This window comes from Janthinobacterium sp. B9-8, assembly GCF_000969645.2.
Taxonomy (GTDB): Bacteria; Pseudomonadota; Gammaproteobacteria; order Burkholderiales; family Chitinibacteraceae; genus Iodobacter.
In genome coordinates this window covers 157,908-175,030 of the sequence record NZ_CP014222.1, presented here as the reverse complement: position 1 = coordinate 175,030, position 17,123 = coordinate 157,908, and the positions used below count along the sequence as shown (strand labels likewise).

Sequence of the window (17,123 nt, the reverse complement as noted above, 5' to 3'; positions counted from 1 at the left end):
AAAACATCAATACTTACAATTAAAAATCACCCTTATTTACAAATAAACCCTCAAAAACAAATAACTTTTATATTAATAAAAATAATGTGTCGTATATAAGTTATCCCTGTTTGTTATTACACAACTGACAATGTACTATCCATTGCCTGACTCGTAACTGGCTGAAATAACATAGTTAATCCTATATTTAGCTAGGTACATAGTAATGAAATAGTAATGTATTTAACTATTATTTCTTATCAACTGGATAGAGAGAAACCACATGAACTTTACTAAAAGCATCTTAGCAACGGCACTGTTTTTTGCCGCCTCAACATCGTTCGCGGCAGTAACGTCAACATTTGTTAATAGCGAAAAAATCAGCTACCAAAACCACGAACACGCACAGCCAGATACCGTTAAATATGATGGCACAACCGAGCTGGCATCGTTCAACTGGGGCCTGCACCACGCTGATGAAACTGCTCAAGTTTTAATCAAACGCAATGCAGGCGTAACCGGTGAAATCAGCATTCAAAACGGCTTTAACTTCACAGCCGTATCATCATCGACTGATGCTGCTGCTGCCCGGCTTAAAGTTGGCCAGACTCAAGACATCAAAAAAGGCCAATTTGCTTTGTTCCAAGGCACTTTCACTGACTTTAGCACTGCTGGCGACACACAAATCGGCAGCTGGTATGACTTCAGCGCCGACAACACCCACACCTTTAGTAACCTGGTAAAAGGTGCTGCTTACTACTACCTAATCAAAGGTAGTGTTGTAGGTACTGCAGGTGCTAATTACACTCTAAGCTCAGTAGCTGCCCCTGTTCCAGAACCAGAAACCTATGCACTGATGGGCATGGGCCTGATTGGTCTGTTAGCTGCACGCCGTCGCAAAGCTAGCCGCGCTTAAGCAAAATTTAAGCCATAAAAAAACGCCCTTTCCCGGGCGTTTTTTTATAACACACACAAACTAATCACCCCTGCCAAAAGCCACCCACAGCCAACAAACACGCTAACGCCGCACAATTGAGCACAATCGTCGCTACAAATACCCGCAAAAAAACCACCTTAGCCGACTTATGCCTAAGCACCCGCTGCGCCAACAAAGCCCCCCGCCAACCACCCAACACCCCCAGCAAATGCAAAGTGCGCTCCGGCGTGCGCCAGCGATTATTCCTAGCGGCGGATTTATCCAGCGCGTAGGCAATAAAAGCCACAGTGCTCATCAACAAATAACCGCCTGCAATCCACCACGGCAAATTGCCTAAAACCAATTCAAACAACAAAAAACCACAAAAAATAATAATAAAAAGTACCATAAGTTTCGTGAACATCCATTAAATTACAGCAAGTAAACAGGCTACTTATCGCTGAAGATATTGAATCATGATTAAGCCCTACTCTGTAAGCAATTAAGCTCCACTAACAAAGACAACACAAATAAGCGCCACTCCTGATTTACATTGATGCCTGACTCCGCCCCGCTGGTGCGGGGAACGCATGATATCGATCGGCACGATATAGCTGCCGACCGGTTCAGCCCCGCTGGTGCGGGGAACGCGTGATTGATTTACCAAGCGCACTACCTGACGACGGTTCAGCCCCGCTGGTGCGGGGAACGCGTGATTGATTTACCAAGCGCACTACCTGACGACGGTTCAGCCCCGCTGGTGCGGGGAACGCCAAGCCGAAACTCCTTTAAGGCGCTCGCCTGACGGTTCAGCCCCGCTGGTGCGGGGAACGCCATCCCCTCCCCTGACATAGCCAAATTACCTGCGGTTCAGCCCCGCTGGTGCGGGGAACGCTGGCGTATGAGTGCGCCACCTTGGGCTGGGCGCGGTTCAGCCCCGCTGATGCGGGGAACGCGATGATAGCCTGCCCATACATTCAAATTGGGCCGGTTCAGCCCCGCTGGTGCGGGGAACGCTATGCCGCCATTTAATTCCACAACGATGATATCGGTTCAGCCCCGCTGGTGCGGGGAACGCCGCTTCGTTGACACTAGCTTCGTTGACACTCGCGGTTCAGCCCCGCTGGTGCGGGGAACGCTCTACTTCAGCCACGGTTGATTTAGAAACAACCGGTTCAGCCCCGCTGGTGCGGGGAACGCGTTGGCCGTGCGGTGCTCTGGCTGGGGCGGGCCGGTTCAGCCCCGCTGGTGCGGGGAACGCGGTCAGGCCGACGCCGCTCGACGCCTCAGGCAAGGTTCAGCCCCGCTGGTGCGGGGAACGCTGAGTTTTTGCACTGGGTAGAAAATCCGACGCCGGTTCAGCCCCGCTGGTGCGGGGAACGCTCACCTGGGCCAGACGCATTTTCAGAAGCTGGCGGTTCAGCCCCGCTGGTGCGGGGAACGCAATTGAAGTTTTGGGTGTTTTAGAAGTTGATACGGTTCAGCCCCGCTGGTGCGGGGAACGCTGTTTATTTATGGGTATGTTGCCATATTTTTACGGTTCAGCCCCGCTGGTGCGGGGAACGCGTTGTTGACCCTGATTCTATCTGGGGTTTTGGCGGTTCAGCCCCGCTGGTGCGGGGAACGCAATTAATCTGGTTGTTGATTATGCCGATTACGCGGTTCAGCCCCGCTGGTGCGGGGAACGCCGAAAATATTGTTAAATCAGGTGTGTATTTACCGGTTCAGCCCCGCTGGTGCGGGGAACGCTTTGGACTGGGCAAACCGCATCAACATCGCGTCGGTTCAGCCCCGCTGGTGCGGGGAACGCGCTGCTGCAATGCTTGCCTCGCGTGGGCAGAACGGTTCAGCCCCGCTGGTGCGGGGAACGCCAGTTGGCGAATGTGTACCACCAATTGAAAGGCGGTTCAGCCCCGCTGGTGCGGGGAACGCTTAGGGCGCGGATGTTGTAGTTCTTGTTGTCGCGGTTCAGCCCCGCTGGTGCGGGGAACGCTGTTAAAAATGGAAAAATACGATCACACATGGCGGTTCAGCCCCGCTGGTGCGGGGAACGCATCCTCAACAACAGGCCGCATAACTAGCGAGTCGGTTCAGCCCCGCTGGTGCGGGGAACGCAGCTTCAATGGTGCCAGATTCGTTGATGCCAGCGGTTCAGCCCCGCTGGTGCGGGGAACGCGCCGGGGCCAGCGATGACAATTTGTTTCCAGCCGGTTCAGCCCCGCTGGTGCGGGGAACGCTTAAGCAGTCACGACTTGCTAGCGTGGATGGCCGGTTCAGCCCCGCTGGTGCGGGGAACGCATTATTGGCGTTTAATACCAAAAAATCACCGTCGGTTCAGCCCCGCTGGTGCGGGGAACGCACTAAAAATAAGTCATTGAACCATATGACTTATTTTCACTTCTAAAAACCTACCAAGCTTACACATAAATTGTAAGCTAAATTGTTTTGTTAAAGAGCCTCATTGATTAGCTTTCTTTTTGCTCTACGGGTAAAAATGAAACTAACTTTGCCCCATCCAATTCCACAGGAATACGGCGGTTTTTACCTAGGGTTTCAAAATCGAATCCTGCTTCATTATTCGTTCGCCAGGCCATAACTGCATTACCGTCCTCTATTCCTGCAGCAACCTGGCTCCAGATTGATTCCCTGACTTTTTTAGAATAATTGCCGACATAAACACCAGCCCGAATTTCTAATAACCAGATCGCCATCCGCCCGCGCAAACGCGGCGGGGCGTTTTCAAGCACGATGACCAGCATCACCCATACTCTCTTCATTTGGAATGGCAGGCAGAACCGCTTCTTCGTGCGCTTCAGGCTTTTCTAACTCTCCAGCGGCCAGAATTTCTTCAATATCCGGAATAATACGTTCCAGCAATTTGCTTTGCCGAAACACATCCCGCAGGCGGATTCGCACTTCCCGCTCTGGATTTGCACAAGGCTTAGACGCCACGCTAAAGGCCACTGGCACGACCGTTTCAAATTTATAAACGTCCGCAATATCGTAAACAAAACTCAACGGTTTACCGGTATGGATAAAGCCAATTGCAGGGGCATAACCTGCTGCCAGCACAGCGGCTTCAGTCACTCCGTATAAGCAAGATGTTGCCGCGGACAAACAGCGATTAGGGATATCAGCCGCATCCCAGTCTTTTTGATCGTAATTACGCGAACGCCATTGCACACCATATTGCTTAGCCAATAGCTGATAAGTAGCCCGCACCCTAGCCCCCTCAATACCGCGTAATTGCTCAACTGAACGGCGCTGCGGCGGCTCTTCCCCAAAACGACGGCGATACATTTCACGTACTACTTTTAAACGCGCATCGTCATCAAGGGCGAGCTTTGCCTGATAAAGCAAGCGATCTGCCCGCGCCCCGCCCGGCTGGCCCGCAGAATAAAGCCGCACACCGGCTTCCCCCACCCATACCAATAAAGTGCCAACCATCGCAGCTAATTTGCAAGCGGCATGCGACACCCGCACGCCTGGCTCCAGCATCAGACAAACCACACCACCAATAGGGATATGCTTACGCACACCTGTGCTATCAACCACAACAAAAGCGCCATCAATCACATCCAGCTGGCATTTTTCAATAAACAGCACCGAAAGGCGCTCTTTGATGGGGATGGGTTTTAGCTTGGGAAGCAGATCACTCATAGCATGCGTTTCACCAGTAATAAACCACAACCAAAGCCTTGGGAGTGGCCCAAACCTGCTTGAGATTTATTTGAAATGCCTGATAGCAAAGCATGGCTTAATCTTTCTGAATTACTGACTTTGGCCTGCCCCCGATAATCTACCGTTGAAAACTGAATTTCACGCCCTTTGGTATGCAATTTATACTGGCGATAGGCATCAATCTGCACTGACTCCATATCAATCTGTAAGCCCCAGTTCGCCGCCCGATTAGCCAACCATGCTAAAGCCGCTTTTTCAACCGCCTCTGCAGATTGAGCAACAGATTGCTCTTTATGCAAATGCTTAGCGTGCATCAACACATCATGGCGCTTACCACGCTGGCCTTTTTGTGCGGCAACTGAAACCGTTGGATTGGCTCGTAAATCAAAATGCACCCATTCGCCTTCTTCTAAAAGAGGAGCATATGGTTTGCTTTGCACTTTAACTTCTGAATGCCAGGCCACAGGCTCACGCTGGGACACGATGTAATACAGCAAACTACGCGTCGTAGCTTGCTGCTCACGCACTTCTGCCCGAAACACAAAATCCCGTTGAGTATTCGCCTCACTTGGAAACAGCTTCCACATCAACTGATGATCACGATAAGCATCTCCAGCCCCTATTGCTTCTGAAAGCTCACCATCTGCCAATGCCTTATGCCCAATACTGATGCGTGAAAAATAGCTCATGAGCCTACTCCCGACATAAAAACCAACTCTTGGCGCGGAGCAAATTGCCAGCGTGCTCTGGATAAAGGCTGATCGCTCCGTGTTTGCGTCAACGTGGCGTCCATGCCGCTATCCATGCCCTGCTCCCAAAAATATCTGGGGCTGCGATCCAAGCGAAGTGCACGTGAAACGGCCAGCATTTCAGGTAATAAGGCTTGCTGATCACGGCTATCCAGCGCCATTTTTAGGCTTTCAAACTCCGCCACAATCGCCGCCAAAGGCAAAGCGAGCGGGCAGGATTTGCGCCCCAAATAAAGCTGAAATATCGGCTTATCTAGAGCACCAGCAAGCTGTTGCAAGCTAAACGGTGCATCGTTTAAGGCGTCAACGGCAACCATATACAAACCATCAGTGCGGTATTCACGGCTGGTAAGAATCGTGCTCAGTTTGTCTTTATCCGCCATTTCCTGCTTGCGCGTTCGATAGGTGATTTTCTTGGAAATAGCAGGCGATTGAACGGTGTGATAATCACGTAAGGGCGTACCCGAAGCGATTAACTTCACGCCAAAGCGATAGCCGTTTATTAAGGCTTGCTGCCCTGCTTCATCACTGCGTGGAATGCCCAAAGCCGCAGCCAATAGCCCAAGCAAGGCCGAGCGCGAAGGATAAACGGCGGAATGCCGCAATTCCCCCACGGCAATTTCGCCAAAGCTTGCCATGGCTCCATAAAGGCGAAAAACCAAATATTGGCTCATCGCCTTACTCCACAGAGAAACGCACTAATTCTTGCAAGCTACCTGTCCCTGCAATGACATTAAACTCACTGCGTTCTGCCGCGCATGGGCCGTAAACCTTATCCATATTGTCCCGAACCTGAACCAGTGCCTGAGTTGCGTCTGTTGCATAGCTATCGCCATTCACCGCATTTAAAAAGGCGAGGGACAATGAGCGTGGCTGGCGATCACCTTTTTCCACCAAGGCGTAATGTGCATAAGCACGGCTGGCAAAGCTATTTTGCTTACCAGACGGGCCGACGGTTAATGCCGCTTCAATCAGTGCTTTAATGGATTGCTGAGTCAGTGCTTCATTGCCCGCTAAATTTCTTTTTAGTAACTCGCGATCAATGCAGATGTATTGGTAAAACACCGCCGAAGCAAAGCCCAGCTCGCCAATATGAGCAGCACCAGAATCATCCTGATTTAAATCATCCACAGCGGTAAAGTAATCGTCTTCTATCACCGAAGCATGCACGCCTAATGCATGGGCCACTTGCACTGCCGCTTCACCGTTGTATTGTGTTTTACCTGCCAGCATGCGCCCAAACATGGCGATATCAACGGCTTGCTGGGCTTGCAATAAGGTGGCTAATTCTTCTTCCGTTGCGGCGCGTTTTTCAGCGATTAACACAGCTACCAATTGATTAAGCTGCAATAGCTCGGTTTGGGATATATGTACTAATTGCTCGATTTCTAATGGCTTGTCTTTCTTCACCGCACCATAAACCGCCGCAATTTTACTTGCCCAATCACTGGCATTTTTTTCGCTAATCCCTGCTGCAATCATCGGCTTGTAAACATGCTCCTGCCCCAATAGCTTGGTGCGCACACCGATTTTTTCTGCCAGTTGCTCGTTAAAAACATCCGAAGTACGCCAAGCGCGTTTCAGGCTTTGTGAAGACACACGTAAACGCTCAACACCGCCCATTTTTGCGGTTTTAGGTCGCCCCTGATCATCACGATTCAGATTAGCTGGCGGATAGGAAATCAGAGTGTGCAATTGGATAAAACGATTCATTTGAGTCTTCCTTATCAAGCGTTTTTAGTCAACGATGCGGTGTAGTAATCTGTGGCCCAGCGTAACTTCAGTCTTTTAGCTGGCTCTACGTTTTCTCTTTGTTCATGGCACCAATCAAACAGGCTTTGGGCCAAATCAATCACATCCAATTTATTACCGAGCAAATCAACAGCCCTTCTTAGCTGACGATAAAAATCATCGGGATCTCGGCTGGTTTGCAATTGCTGAAAGCGCATTTCACTCATGGCAGGACGATCAGCCTTTTTGCTGCCTAAACTGGCCGCAAATTTATGCGCAAAATCATCCTGATCCACATGGCTTAAAATGCCCGCCACCAAAGCTAAATCCAGTAATTGCTGAGGTTTGGGTTTATCTGAAGCAAACAAAGCTAAAGCCAAATGGTGAAGGGAGGCCTGCAATAACACATCTTCCGGCGTTTGGCAGCGGCGCAATTTAGCCCGCTCGCCCCTGCCCTGGTGATTAAACTGGGGCAAAGGCGGATCACCTTTTTCCCTTGCCTGCAAGGAACGCCACCAAAGCCTCAGCGTTTTCTTTTGCTCGTCACTCAGTTGCAGTCGCATGATTTTCCTTTTGGTAAGTGTTCACAATGTCCCACAGTTTTTTCATAGGCTTGGCCAGCCTTAACCATTTGCTTAAATCGGCTTTCGCCTTAATTACGCGCTGCATATCCATCTCTTCAATTGGCACATCCAGCACCCACTGCTCAAATAACCGTTCGCAAAGTTTCTTTAAAGTCAGCAGCCATTTGCAATAAAGCGGGGCAAGTAATTCTTCATCGGATAAATCCGGCATAGCCGCCAAAATATCCAGCAGAGCATAAAAACCTGCCTCACTTTGCTGCCAAAAATCCAGCTCTATCATGGGTTCTCTGGCGGAAGCATTTCGGGCCTGCTTCACCTGCTCACTAAGCTGTTTGGCTGCCTCTGTGGCCACATCAAGTAAAGCACTAACAACATTGCCAAACTGACGTTCGTCACCTGCGATATCAAACAAAGGAAGTGCTGTGTCGTACCAGCATTTGGCTTTCATATTGTCCATTTCAAAACCAAAACACCAAAGACGAGGCGGCGCACTCAAGCGTAATCGCCGACCTTTATAACGGCTGTAATCCTGCACCACACCAGCAGGCTTAGAAGCATCGTCAGCACTCGCCAGCGTTAAACTCAGCCACTGACGGTAAGTACTGCTACCCCGTTTGCCTTTCACCGGATTAGGTGGTTTTTCATTTTTTGCATCAAAACTGTAAGGCGTCAGAGGGTGCTGCCATGCGCCCGCATAATTAGTGCCATAATTACGGGTGCGATACTGGCTGATCAATATTTCATGGTGTTCACCGCAAATTTCACACGGCCCCACATTAGTGTTCTGCTTATCCAAACGAATCCGCCTGGGCATCGACCAATAGGCTTGCAGATAATGGACGTCTTCTGGTGTGGTTGGATTGCCCTGCTTACTATCCCTTGTTGGGGTCATCCAAGGCAGTGAACTGGCAAGCGGCATTTCCTGCGCGGCTTCGCTGGGCAAACTACTGGTGGGGATTACATTTAACCAAAGCTTTTGCCACAGGCTGGCATTAGGTTCTTGCGGCAGCAGCAAAGTGGTAAGTGGCCCACCGCCGCGCAAAGATACGCGGTGCCCAACCCCTCCACTGGGTGCATTGATTTGTAAAGTCAGCAAAGCCTGTGCCGCACAGCCTTCACACAAGCCAGCCCATTGTGATGTTTTGTTAAAAAAGAGATTAGAATCTGAGCCTAAATCAATCAGCAGATTCTCTATTCCTATCGGCTTTACATCGGCCAGCTGGTCCCAATCCTGCATAAAAGCAGCATCATCAGAGAGCACTTCAAACGCACCTAAAAGTGGCTGAAATGCCTGCATTAGCTCGTCTAAAGTGGGCGGCTGCGTATATAAGACATGCCAGGTATTTATATCAGCAGGCGGCATGGCCTGTTGCAAAAGACCGATAAGAAACTGATATAGCGCTCCGCGAAAATCAGCACGGGGGGAGACAATATCAATCCTGTCTGTCATCAAAATATCGTAAACCGATCCTTTGCTAACGCTGCCATCCTGTAGCCTGAATGACAGCCAGGCATTACTTTGATCCAGTAGATTCATAAGTCTTCCCCTTTAAAAAATTTACAAGCTCTGCCCTTCTCACATCAACAAACCCAAGTGCTGGCTATAGCGCACTGAAATCACTTTTCCACCCTTATCTTGCACCTCGCCGATTAGCTCTCCCTGCTCAGCAATCAGCGGCAGTAACACGGCGTATTTATCAGGCGCATGAGCGGACAAAGCGTCTAAATCAGCGGCAAAGCGCTGCTTCCATTGAGGGGAAAGATGGCTTAATTTTTTGCTGTCCACCCGCAGTGCCGACATTTCCCATGGAAAATCGGTTTCGCTGCTGTAGAGCGGCTGCAATCCTTCTACAGCTACACACAGCAAATACACCGTTTGAGTTTCATCGCCTAAACGGGTGGGGACATTGCGCTCTTCCGCCCAGCGCTCACTGCTTTGGCGGCAATAGCCTTTGGGCAAATCCAGTGCGTTGAACTTAGCCATGCTAATTTCACTTTTAGCAACGCCCATGCATTCCAGAGTCGCTTTTTCCAATGCTTCTGGAATCTGTGCTTCTTCGCTATACACCGCTTCCACCAATTGCCTAACGGCCCCTGGCTCAGCCATTTCGCCAGGCGACACGATGCAGCCCGCTTGCAGCAAGGCTTGTTGCGTCAGCCAAAGCTGACCAGTATTCGGATAGACAAACTGCCCTTTAGGAAATACGGCAGCGTACCAATTTGCCTCTGGCTTCTGGCTAGGCTCTGGCCCATAGATATAAAGTACAGGTGGCTCACGGCCCTCGCTACCCTGCGGATTTAAATCGCCATTGACTTTGCGTACATGGCGCTGTAAACGGCCTGCCCTTTGGATTAATAAATCAGTAGGTGCTAAATCAGAAATCATATTGGAGACGTCTATATCTAAAGACTCTTGTAAAACCTGAGTCCCTATTAAGACTTGCCCACAGCGCTGCTCAGCCGTCGATTTTTTGCCGAAGATATCCAAAACGCTATTTTCAATATCCAGCCTATGCCCCATGGCAAAGCGGCTATGAAATAAATGCAAATGCCCTTTATCTACAATCGTTTCTAATGCAGAAAAAGCTCGGCGGGCATCTTCAACCGTGTTTCTGATCCAGCACACACACTCGCCACTACTGGCTTTGGCAGCAATCAGGGCGATCACAGAGGCTTCATCATTTAAAAACTGCACCTTAACGCGGCGTTTTACTTCCTGACGTGTGTCACAGGGCTGGGTATGGGCAGTTTGATGAATATGACTAATCAAGGGGTAAGGTAAATGGCTAAGCAACTCAATAGCCGGTAATTTAAGGCCACGCCGATAGGCATTCGCCAGCCCTTCCCGCATCGTTGACGGCAATGTAGCCGACAATAAAATGACCGATGCACCTTGCCTTGCTTGATTTTCTAGCAAGCGGCACAGCAGGGTATAAACGTAATCATCGTAAGCATGAATTTCATCACCAATCAGTACCTTATTAGCCAAACCCAGCTGACGAAGAGATTGGTGCCGTACCGGCAAGATCGCCAGCAGCGCCTGATCAATCGACCCCACGCCCACATCGGCCAAGAGTGCTTTTTTACTGCTATCTGCAAGCCAGGCATTACAGACCATTGATGCGGTACTTTCATCCAGGCTATAAGCAACATCTTTGGGGGAAACGGATTGGCGAAACGCATCAATTAAATGCCGTGATGCGTGAGCAAGTACAACAGATGGCCGCTCTCCTTTTTGATAAAAAGAGCGATAAACCTCCCCAACCCGTTTATACATCTGGTTTGCTGTTGCCATGGTTGGCAAAGCAAAATATAGCCCGTCACCCAAACCAGCCGCCATCAACCTGTGCGCTAGGATCAGTGCCGCCTCTGTTTTCCCAGCCCCCGTAACGTCTTCCAGCATAAAAAGCTGCGGCCCTGTGGCCAAAGGCACGGTGGCGGCATACTGTTGTAGCGGGGTTAATTGAGGCTGCTTTAGGCTAGGAAATACAGCTTGAATGGCTTCATTCTGCACATAAGGCTGAAGCTGTTTTTCTATCGTTCCAGATGCGACTAAGGCATGGGCTGCTGCAGGCAAAGCAGTCATCCGCCAATATTCTTCAAGCGAGCCAGCCCGATCGTGATAGGGGAAAAAATCCTGATTAGATCCCAGCCAATCCGCCTGAACCATCAGGCCAGCAAGTGCCCAGCTAGCCTCTTTAAGTATTTCTTCCTGAGTTGAATTGAACGCTGGGAGTGAAGAGGCTAATAAAAATCCTGCAACATCCAATATAAATGCCAGCGCAGCATCCATATCTTCAGCGCAAAAATAATCATCCGCCGCGCCAAATGGCAAGTCATCCACGGGAGGATGACCATGATGACCACAAACAATTTTAAAGAAAATATCCCAGCTATCACTTGCGGCATCCTGCAAAACAGACTCGGGCACTCTGTCGCGCAATACATCCAGCCATAGCAGTAAACCCAGCGTATCGTGCCGATGGTCGTAGCGCTTGGATTGAACTATTGGGACTAAATCTGGTGAGTGATGATCAAACAAACACTGGAAAGCGCGGGCAAACTTTCCTAAATCATGTAACGCAGCAAAAAAAACTAGGGCGTCATGCAGCTGACCCACAGACCACCCCAGCTTACTTGCTAAATTATTCAGCCAAGTTTTCCGCTGCGCCAATAAGCAATCCATCAGCGCCGCTACATCCAGAGCATGATAAGGCAGCAGATGCCAGGCTGAGCCGCTGCCATGAGGCTTCGCCTTTCCCCAATAACGCCAATACGATGCTTTCGTTTGTGACATTTTTCCTGACATATAATTTATATTATACGAAAGTAAACAATAGAAAATTAATACAATTAACTGACTAAAATATAAAAATATTTTTTATTAAGTAAGCTAGTTAAGCAAAAGAATGGAAAGAAGCATGTGCATACCAGAATTTTCAGCACACGGCTCTGGATGGAGAGATGACATTTGTAAGGGGAATACACGCAAAAATGGCGCTGCTTTTAAGCAGCGCCATTTCAATTCAATTGCGGGTAAATCAGCTGCGGCATGTCCGCCATGGCACGGCGGGGCTGCCGGTCCATGCTTGGCCTTCGGGGATGGTTTCGCCTTTTACTACCAGCGTCAGCGGGCCGAGCCGGGCGCCGTTGCCAACAACGGCGTCGTACAGAATGGTGCTGCGCGGGCCGACGTTTACGCCAGAGCCGATTTCTACCCGGCCGATTTTCATGATGCGGTCTTCAAACAAATGGGTTTGCGGGCCGGACCATGCGTGCATCACCGTATCGTCGCCAATGCTGACGCAATCAAATTCGGTGATGTCGGTGGTATCCATAAATACCCCGCTGCCAATCTTACAACCCATGCAGCGAAATGCCATGGGTAGCCATGGGGTGCCGCGTAAGAAGTTAAAGAAATTGGGCACGGCGATGGATTCGTAAAGGCTGGTTAGCGCTTCGCTGCGCCATACAAAGGAGGTCCACATCGGTGCAGAATGCGGACGGTAGCGGCCTATCATTAGCCATTTCAGTACCAGAATAAACACAAATGAGCCCACACCGTATAAAACCCCGGCCATCATCAACGCCCAGAATACGCCGTGAAAATCTTCACGCTCGGCAAAGGGCATGACTTTTAATACGGTGAGATAGCCTACGGTAATGATCACCGCCAGCGGCATTACGGTGCGCAGCGCTTCAACAAAGCCGCGGGCTAAACGACGCGCCAGGCTTGGGCGGAAGGTCAGACTGTCGGCAAAGCCGCTGACTTGTTCGCGGGCAGGCAGAGATAGCGCCGGGCTGCCCAGCCATGTCTGGCCGGATCGCATACGATCATTTGCCGGGGCGCGTGATTGCACGCCAATCAGTACATCGTCGGGGATGATGCTGCCATCGGGCACGTAAGCGCCATTGCCCACAAAGCTGCGATTGCCCACCACGGTGGCACGCAACGTCATCCAGCCTCTATCAATTTCTTCGTCCCCTAGCATGACGGCATCGGCAATAAAGCTGTCTTCACCCAAGGTGAGCAAATCAGGCACCACGCCAATGGCGTTAGAGATCTCGGTGCCGCGCCCTACTTTTGCCCCTAGGAGGCGATACCACCAGCCTGCATAAACCGAGGCATAAAGGCCGTGCAGAATATTCAGGCTGGATTCCTGAATTTGATTCGTCAGCCAGCGGCGGTAATACATTGCGCCAAACACAGGCCAGCTGCCTAGTGGATTACGCGGTAGCAGTAGCCAGCGCACGGCGGCGGAGCCAAGCAGTGTCAAAATAATTAACACCGCACTGGCGGGCAATGCCAGCATCAAATAAAACATAAAGGCTTCGGGCAGCGCTACGCCTTGCTCGGTGAGATCAAACCAATGCGCATCCAGCCAATCAATCAGCAAAAAGCTGGGGAATACCGGCACAAAAAACAAAATGGCCACCAAGGCTGATCCGCCTGCGTAGGCCAGGCCATTTAAGCCGCGCAAAAAAGAATGACGTACCGGACGAGCAGGCACATCGGGCACAGAATCGGTGCTAAGCCTTGCAGGCGAGCCATTCCATACTTCGGCAGCGGCAATTTTTTGCCCACGGGATAAGGCAGATAAGCCTTCTAAACGTCCTAAATCTGCAACATGAGTATCCGATTGCAATACGGTGTAAGAGCCAATATAAGCATCCTTGCCGATCGAAATCGGCCCTACTTCCCAATGATCAGCATCAACTCTAAAGTTTTCAAAATTAACCGAGGCACCAATACTGGCTCCGTCACCAATGCTGAGCAAATCGTAAGCACGCACACTAATCGCCGACAGCGAGACATTTTTACCCACGCTTGCGCCCAAAGCACGCAAATATAAGGATTGCAAAGGCGAGCCGGTTAAGAAATACAGCGGCGTAATATCGCTCAAGCGATCAGCCAGCCACCAACGGAAATACATCAGCCCATATAGGCGATAGCGCCCTGCTTTTAGCCGCCCCAAAATCAGCCACTTACCAGTAATGGCAATGGCAAAGCTAAATAAAAGGCTGCCTAAATAAACCAAAATGGATACGCCCACCGCCAGCCCTAAGCTATCCCCCTCTTCCCCCGTCATAAAGTGATAGGTAAAAAATGGGGCCAGCCATAGCAACATACGCAAGCCAATTAAAAATGGCAGGGTAGCCAGCTGTGCACTACCGCAAAGCAAACGACGTAAGAAAGGTACTTTGCGAATCGGCTCTATTTCTACTTGCTCAGGCTGGCTGTGCGCCAAGGCATCCAAGCGAGTAGCAATCACTTGTAAGGTGCGGCTTTGGTAAATCTCTTGCACCGTCATACCGGCATAAGCCGGATTACGCCGCAAAATAGAGACTAATCGAGCCGCCAGTAAGGAGTGCCCACCTAGCTCGCCAAAAAAATCATCAACCAAACGTAAGGCTTGGCCGGGGAACAGGGTGCAGAGTGCGGCAAATAAGGCTTTTTCTGCATCGCTGACAGGCTCATCGCTTTCCATATTTTTACCCGTAGGCACGATCAGCTCGCGGGTTTTTAGAGTTTTTCTATCAATTTTTCCTGACGTTAGCCTTGGTAATTCGCTCATAAATTCAAAGCGGGCAGGGATCATATAGGGAGGCAGGCTGCGTTTTAGCTCGTTTTTTAAAGCCGCCGCATCACTGGTTTCTGCCACCACAAAGGCCACCAGCTGATCAATGCCTGCTAGCTCGCGCAGCAAAACGGCTGCCGTGCCCACGCCTGCAATCTGGCAAAGCGAGGCTTCAATTTCGCCCAGCTCTACCCGAAAGCCGCGCACTTTAACTTGATCATCGGTGCGGCCCAGGCATTGAACCTGGCCTGCTTCATCGATACGAGCCAAATCGCCAGTGCGGTATAAGCGAATTTCATGCGGGAATTCTTCGAGATTTGAAAAGGGATTATCAAAGAATTTTTCAGCCGTTAAATCAGGCCGGCCCAAATAACCATCCGCCACACCGGGGCCAATAATACATAGCTCACCGGTTTCACCTTGCGGCAACAAGCAGCCATCTTCACTGCGCACTAAAAGGCCGTAATTGGGGAGCGGCTTGCCAATGGTGACTGGCTCGCCACGGCGTAATTGGGCCAGGCTGGCCGACACCGTGCATTCGGTTGGGCCGTAAGTATTAAACACCTGCCGCTCTGGGGTGGCCCAGCGCTCGACCAGTGATTCCGGGCACATTTCGCCACCCAGATTAATAATCCGTAAGCTGGGCACTTCTTGGCTAAACAGCGCCAGCAGCGTGGGCACGGCGTGCAGCACGGTGACTTTTTCTTGATTTAATATCGCAGGCAAAGCATCTGGGTCGCCCGTCAGGATTTTAGGTGCTAGCCAAAGGGAAGCGCCTACTAAATAGCTGATCCAGATTTCTTCAAACGACATATCAAAGGCCACCGAGAAGCCCTGATACACCTTGTCATCCTGACGCACACCCAACACTGAGTTTTCGCTGCGCAAGAAATGGCAAATACTGCCCTGCCTAATCGGCACGCCCTTGGGCTTGCCGGTTGATCCAGACGTGTAAATCACATAGGCCGGATGGCTAGGGAGTAAGCCCTGACGGCGGAGCAAATCGCCCGCAAGCGGCACAGATAATTGCGCACTACTCAATACCGGCACACCCACACCAGCCAAATCGCCATCGCCCACCAAGAGCAGCGCAGCCGCATCTTCAAGGCAAACCTGCATGCGATCAACGGGCGTATCAGCCTCAAATGGCAGCCAAGCCGCGCCTGCCTTGGCAATCGCCGCCTGCATAATCAAAAGCGCAGCACCACGCGGCAGGCACAGGCCAACAATTTGCCCCGCTTTTACGCCAAACTGAATTAAATGATGCGCAGCCAGATCGGCGCGACGGTTAAGCTCGCTATAGCTCAGCACCTCTGATTGCCAATAAATAGCCGGATGATCAGGAATACGCTGCGCCGTGCTTTCCAGCAAATCAGCCAAGGTTTCTGCACGCAACAGTTCAGGAAGAAAGGGACCGCGAAGAATCATATCAGTGGCTAAAGCATCAAAAGAGATCTGAATTCTAGCGAAGTATTGCCTCAATCATGTTTATATATTTCATAAAATGACAATTAAATAAAAACATATAGAAAGCTTGAAGAGATATCGCTGACGGCGATAGTCAAGCATCTCTATTACAAATGCTTCCCCGCCTCTCTGCGGCTGAGTGGCGATAATTGATCGCCCATTTCGGCCAAGAACACACGAATGGCGGCAGGGTCGTGCCACGCATATTCCCTCAATGCCCAGCCTATGGCTTTCCTAATAAAAAACTCACTCTCGGGCGCAAGCTGCTTGGCGTAGTTTTGTAAGCGGGTAAGGTCGGTTTCGCTCTTCCAACCTAGCTGATGCAGCATGGCAATGCGTCTGATCCAGAAATCGGGGTGGAGCAGCGCGGCGTCCATTTGGCTTTGCTGGGCTTTGTCTGCTTTTGCAATCGCGCCGATTACTTTCACCAAGCCATCTACGGTTTCCCACCAAGATTTCTGCTGAACTAGGCTGAGTAAGCCGGGGATGTCTGCACCTGTTAAAACTTTGACATGCCTTGCCAGCAAATCGATGGCGATATATTGGTATTCGCGCTGCGGTAAATTCCACAGGCCTTGTGCCTCTGCGATTAAAGCCTCGGCACTGCTTGGCTGTAGCGCTTTAATAAAAGGCATCGTCGCGGCACGCCGCGCGGGGGCGGCCACGCCTAGAAATTCAAACTGATCGCGCTGATAGGCACGCATGGCAATCGCCGCAGAATCATCAGCAATGGCTTGCATGGCGCTACGGATATGCTCTTGAAAGGAAGTCATTTGGCCTCTTAAATTATTTTTCAGATCTGGTTTATATGCTTGCAAAATCCCCCTCAATCCCCCTTTTACAAAGGGGGAAGCTACAGCACTGAAGTGCCACCTAAAATAGTATTAGATACTTATGCCCCTAGTCCCCTTTTTTCAAAAAGGGGGATGAAATCAAT

General features: G+C 50.5%; 12 protein-coding genes and 1 CRISPR repeat array. Of the genes, 1 reads left to right on the top strand and 11 read right to left on the bottom strand.

Annotated features, from left to right (window positions below; genetic code table 11):
• Nucleotides 1-262 precede the first annotated feature (262 nt).
• Nucleotides 263-895: an FxDxF family PEP-CTERM protein gene (locus VN23_RS00735; RefSeq protein WP_052746478.1), complete on the top strand. Its 633-nt coding sequence runs from the start codon at nucleotides 263-265 to the stop codon at nucleotides 893-895.
• Between the two features lie 64 nt (nucleotides 896-959).
• On the opposite strand, the gene VN23_RS00730 is transcribed toward VN23_RS00735, so the two are convergent.
• The 11 genes from VN23_RS00730 to VN23_RS00680 all read right to left on the bottom strand — a co-directional run bounded on the left by VN23_RS00730 (nucleotide 960) and on the right by VN23_RS00680 (nucleotide 16,959).
• The gene (locus tag VN23_RS00730; protein ID WP_062654787.1) at nucleotides 960-1,304 is read right to left on the bottom strand and encodes a DUF1294 domain-containing protein; all 345 of its coding nucleotides are present in this window, start codon (nucleotides 1,302-1,304) and stop codon (nucleotides 960-962) included.
• Nucleotides 1,305-1,456: 152 nt separating this feature from the next.
• A CRISPR array of direct repeats spans nucleotides 1,457-3,254; the repeat unit is 29 nt; unit sequence CGGTTCAGCCCCGCTGGTGCGGGGAACGC.
• A gap of 106 nt (nucleotides 3,255-3,360) precedes the next feature.
• A complete protein-coding gene (gene cas2e, locus VN23_RS00725; RefSeq protein WP_335339387.1) occupies nucleotides 3,361-3,672 on the bottom strand; it encodes a type I-E CRISPR-associated endoribonuclease Cas2e in 312 nt (103 codons plus the stop codon).
• Nucleotides 3,635-4,555: a type I-E CRISPR-associated endonuclease Cas1e gene (gene cas1e / locus VN23_RS00720; protein WP_197432991.1), complete on the bottom strand. Its 921-nt coding sequence runs from the start codon at nucleotides 4,553-4,555 to the stop codon at nucleotides 3,635-3,637. Before cas1e ends, cas2e begins: the two co-directional genes overlap by 38 nt.
• The gene (gene cas6e / locus VN23_RS00715) at nucleotides 4,552-5,265 is read right to left on the bottom strand and encodes a type I-E CRISPR-associated protein Cas6/Cse3/CasE (RefSeq protein WP_052746476.1); all 714 of its coding nucleotides are present in this window, start codon (nucleotides 5,263-5,265) and stop codon (nucleotides 4,552-4,554) included. Before cas6e ends, cas1e begins: the two co-directional genes overlap by 4 nt.
• A complete protein-coding gene (gene cas5e, locus VN23_RS00710; protein ID WP_046350958.1) occupies nucleotides 5,262-5,999 on the bottom strand; it encodes a type I-E CRISPR-associated protein Cas5/CasD in 738 nt (245 codons plus the stop codon). The genes cas6e and cas5e overlap by 4 nt, the downstream gene beginning before the upstream one ends.
• A 4-nt stretch (nucleotides 6,000-6,003) precedes the next feature.
• Nucleotides 6,004-7,038, bottom strand: a complete 1,035-nt coding sequence (gene cas7e, locus VN23_RS00705; protein ID WP_046350957.1) for a type I-E CRISPR-associated protein Cas7/Cse4/CasC — start codon at nucleotides 7,036-7,038, stop codon at nucleotides 6,004-6,006.
• A gap of 14 nt (nucleotides 7,039-7,052) precedes the next feature.
• A complete protein-coding gene (gene casB, locus VN23_RS00700; protein WP_082752878.1) occupies nucleotides 7,053-7,619 on the bottom strand; it encodes a type I-E CRISPR-associated protein Cse2/CasB in 567 nt (188 codons plus the stop codon).
• Nucleotides 7,600-9,177: a type I-E CRISPR-associated protein Cse1/CasA gene (gene casA, locus VN23_RS00695; protein WP_046350955.1), complete on the bottom strand. Its 1,578-nt coding sequence runs from the start codon at nucleotides 9,175-9,177 to the stop codon at nucleotides 7,600-7,602. The genes casB and casA overlap by 20 nt, the downstream gene beginning before the upstream one ends.
• A gap of 39 nt (nucleotides 9,178-9,216) precedes the next feature.
• Entirely contained in the window at nucleotides 9,217-11,937 is a 2,721-nt protein-coding gene (locus VN23_RS00690; RefSeq protein ID WP_046350954.1) for a CRISPR-associated helicase/endonuclease Cas3, read from the bottom strand.
• A gap of 244 nt (nucleotides 11,938-12,181) precedes the next feature.
• Entirely contained in the window at nucleotides 12,182-16,147 is a 3,966-nt protein-coding gene (locus VN23_RS00685) for a Pls/PosA family non-ribosomal peptide synthetase (RefSeq protein WP_046350953.1), read from the bottom strand.
• Between the two features lie 146 nt (nucleotides 16,148-16,293).
• A complete protein-coding gene (locus VN23_RS00680) occupies nucleotides 16,294-16,959 on the bottom strand; it encodes a DNA alkylation repair protein (RefSeq protein WP_046350952.1) in 666 nt (221 codons plus the stop codon).
• Nucleotides 16,960-17,123: the final 164 nt, after the last annotated feature.